At 75.3% G+C, this 3,085-nt stretch carries 4 protein-coding genes; all 4 read left to right on the forward strand.

All coding sequences use genetic code 11. From position 1 onward, the window contains the following. The first annotated feature begins 26 nt into the window (after positions 1 to 26). The 4 genes from J1M40_RS02945 to J1M40_RS12860 all read left to right on the forward strand — a co-directional run bounded on the left by J1M40_RS02945 (position 27) and on the right by J1M40_RS12860 (position 3,028). Entirely contained in the window at positions 27 to 683 is a 657-nt protein-coding gene (locus J1M40_RS02945; protein WP_063189646.1) for a riboflavin synthase, read from the forward strand. Next, entirely contained in the window at positions 680 to 1,993 is a 1,314-nt protein-coding gene (gene ribB, locus J1M40_RS02950; protein WP_101965475.1) for a 3,4-dihydroxy-2-butanone-4-phosphate synthase, read from the forward strand. Before J1M40_RS02945 ends, ribB begins: the two co-directional genes overlap by 4 nt. Continuing rightward, on the forward strand, positions 1,990 to 2,472 hold the full coding sequence (gene ribH / locus J1M40_RS02955) for a 6,7-dimethyl-8-ribityllumazine synthase (protein ID WP_036313249.1): 483 nt from the start codon (positions 1,990 to 1,992) through the stop codon (positions 2,470 to 2,472). The genes ribB and ribH overlap by 4 nt, the downstream gene beginning before the upstream one ends. A 424-nt stretch (positions 2,473 to 2,896) precedes the next feature. Further along, positions 2,897 to 3,028, forward strand: a complete 132-nt coding sequence (locus tag J1M40_RS12860; RefSeq protein WP_020624531.1) for a hypothetical protein — start codon at positions 2,897 to 2,899, stop codon at positions 3,026 to 3,028. Positions 3,029 to 3,085: the final 57 nt, after the last annotated feature.

Consider the following 3,085-nt stretch of genomic DNA (forward strand, 5'->3'; position numbering starts at 1 on the left):
CCCCGACCCGTTTCCAGGAGGACTGAGTGTTCACCGGCATCGTCACCCATCTCGGCACCGTCGTCGCCCTCGAGCACGACGCGGCCGCCGACACCGCCCTGCTGACCCTCGACGCCGGCCGCGCCCTCGACGGGCTGCCCGCCGGCGGCTCGCTCGCCGTCGACGGCGTGTGCCTCACGGCCCTCGACGGACCCACGGAGCGCCCCGGCGTGTTCCGTGCCGACCTCATGGGCCAGACGCTGCGGATGACCAGCCTCGGCGACCGCGCCCCGGGGGACCGGGTCAACCTCGAGCGCTGCCTGCGCCCCACCGACCACCTGGACGGGCACGTGGTCCAGGGCCACGTGGACGGGACCGGCGAGGTCCTCGCGGTCACCCCGCACGGGGCCTGGACCACCCTGCGCATCGGCCTGCCCGCCCGCCTGGCCCGCTACGTCCCCGCGCAGGGGGCCATCGCCCTGCAGGGCGTCTCCCTCACCGTCACCGCCGTCTCCGACCCGGGCGCGGCCGCGCACTGGTTCGAGATCGGCATCATCCCGGCCACGCTCGAGGCCACCACCCTGGGCGCCCTGCGGCCGGGCGACCGCGTCAACCTCGAGACCGACGTGCTCGCCCGGTACGCCGAGCGTCTCGCGCTCATCCCGTCCGCCCCCGCCGCACCCACCGAGGAGGCCCGCCCGTGAGCGAGCACATCCGTCTGGACCCCGTCCCCGCGGCGATCGCCGCGATCGCCGCCGGCCGGCCCGTCGTCGTCGTGGACGACGCCGACCGCGAGAACGAGGGAGACCTGATCTACGCGGCCGCCCTGGCCACCGACGAGGTCACCGCCTTCACCGTCCGGCACACCTCGGGCGTCATCTGCGCGCCCCTGCCGGCCGGCCTGGCCGACCGCCTGGCCCTGTCGCCCATGACCACCGTCAACGAGGACCCCAAGGGCACCGCCTACACCGTGAGCGTGGACGCCGCCGCCGGCGTCACCACCGGCATCTCCGCCGCCGACCGCACCCGCACCCTCCGCCTGCTCGCCGACCCCGGTGCCGCCCCCGGCGACCTGACCCGGCCCGGTCATGTGTTCCCCCTGCGCGCCGTCCCCGGCGGCGTCCGGGCCCGCCGCGGCCACACCGAGGCCGGCGTCGAACTGTGCCGCCTGGCCGGCGTCGCGCCCGTGGCCGCCATCGCCGAGCTCGTCCACGACGACGGCACCATGATGCGCCTGCCCGCCCTGCGGGAGTTCTCCGACGAGCACGGCCTCGTGCTCATCTCCATCGAGGACCTCGTGGCCCACCTGGAGGAGACGACGCCGACCCTGACCGCCGTCCCCGCCGAGGCCACCCTGCCGACCCGGCACGGCCTGTTCCGCGTGAGCGTGCACGTGGACGCCGAGACCGGGGCCGAGCACCTGCTGCTCGTGGCGGGGGAGACCGACCCGGAGCCTCCCCTCACCGTCCGCGTGCACTCGGAGTGCCTCACCGGCGACGTCCTCGGCTCCCTGCGCTGCGACTGCGGCCCCCAGCTCGAGGACGCCCTCGCCCGCGCGGCGGCCGAGGGCGGCGCCGTCCTCTACCTCCGGGGCCACGAAGGACGCGGCATCGGCCTGGCCAACAAGATCCGCGCCTACCGGCTCCAGGAGGAGGGGATGGACACCGTCGAGGCCAACCTCGCCCTCGGTCTGCCCGCCGAGGCGCGCGACTGGGCCGGGGCCGCCGCCGTCCTCACGGCTGCCGGCTATCGGCGCATCCGCCTCGTCACCAACAACCCCGCGAAGGTCGCGGGGCTGCGGGCGGCCGGCATCGACGTCGTCGAGCGTGTCCCGGCCCCCACGCCCGTCACCGAGCACAACGTCGTCTACCTGCGCACCAAGCGGGACCGGATGGCCCACGCCCTGGCGGACCGCGTGCTCGAACCGCCGACGGCCACCGGCGGACCCGCCACGCCGGCCGACGACCCGACCACCGACCCGACCCACCCCACCCACCAGGAGGACACCCCATGAGCGGCGCCGGAGCCCCGACCTTCACCCCCGACCCCGCCGCTGCGAGCGGCCTGAACGTGGCGATCGTCGCCGCCCAGTGGCACACGGAGATCATGGACGGGCTGATCGCCGGGGCGCAGGCCGCCGCGGCGGATTTGGGCCTGGAGCCCGTGCTCGTGCGCGTGCCCGGCACCGTCGAGCTCACCGTCGCTGCGGCGCGGCTGGCGGAGCGCTTCGACGCCGTCGTGGTCCTCGGCGTCGTGGTGCGCGGGGGCACCCCGCACTTCGACTACGTGTGCCAGTCCGTGACCCAGGGCGTGACGGAGGTCTCGGTGCGCACCGGCGTTCCCGTGGGCTTCGGCGTGCTCACCGTGGACACCGAGCAGCAGGCCCGCGACCGGGCAGGCCTGCCCGGATCCCGCGAGGACAAGGGCCGCGAGGCCCTCGAGGCGGCGGTGCTCACCGAGCTCGCGCTGCGCTCGGTGAAGCTGCGGGACTGAGGTGGCCGGGCGGGGCGGCCTGCCGGGTCGGCTGCTCTCGACGGGGGCCCTGTCCCCAGGGCCGGTGGGGTGAGCGCAGGCCGGTCAGCCGGGCCCGTTCGGAACGCCGGCAGCCCCGCGCCGTCATGGATGGGCTCATCAGGGCCTCCCCGTCGCGGGGGACCCGACGGTCGAGGCGGAGACGCGACGCCCCCGCCCTTCGTTTCGCTCGCGGCCTCCTCGGTCCGTCGTCCACTGCCCCGACCGTCAGGGCGGGCCGTTGACCCCCAACGCGTTCACCGCCGCAGACGGGTGATCTATGCGGCCCGCCCCGCCTCGGACGACTGCGTCGGGGTGCACGGAGCCTGCCGCAGCGTGGCCGCGTTCAAACAGTCCATGGCCCTGCTGGGAGCTGCGCGAGACCGGGCTGCTGCTCACCCCCCTGGTGCCGGCCCGCTCCATCGTCCCCGGTGCACGTCTGGCCTGCGACTGGCTGGGCCACTATGAGAAGCGCGAACCCGTCGCCTCCGCCTACGCCGACCTGGCCGGCCTCATCTTCGAAAGGATCACCGCATGAACGAGAAGCAGCTTGAGCCCGACCTGAGTCTGCGAGCACAGCGACGCAAGCCCACCC

This window comes from Micrococcus sp. KRD026, assembly GCF_017168445.1.
GTDB lineage: Bacteria > Actinomycetota > Actinomycetes > Actinomycetales > Micrococcaceae > Micrococcus > Micrococcus luteus.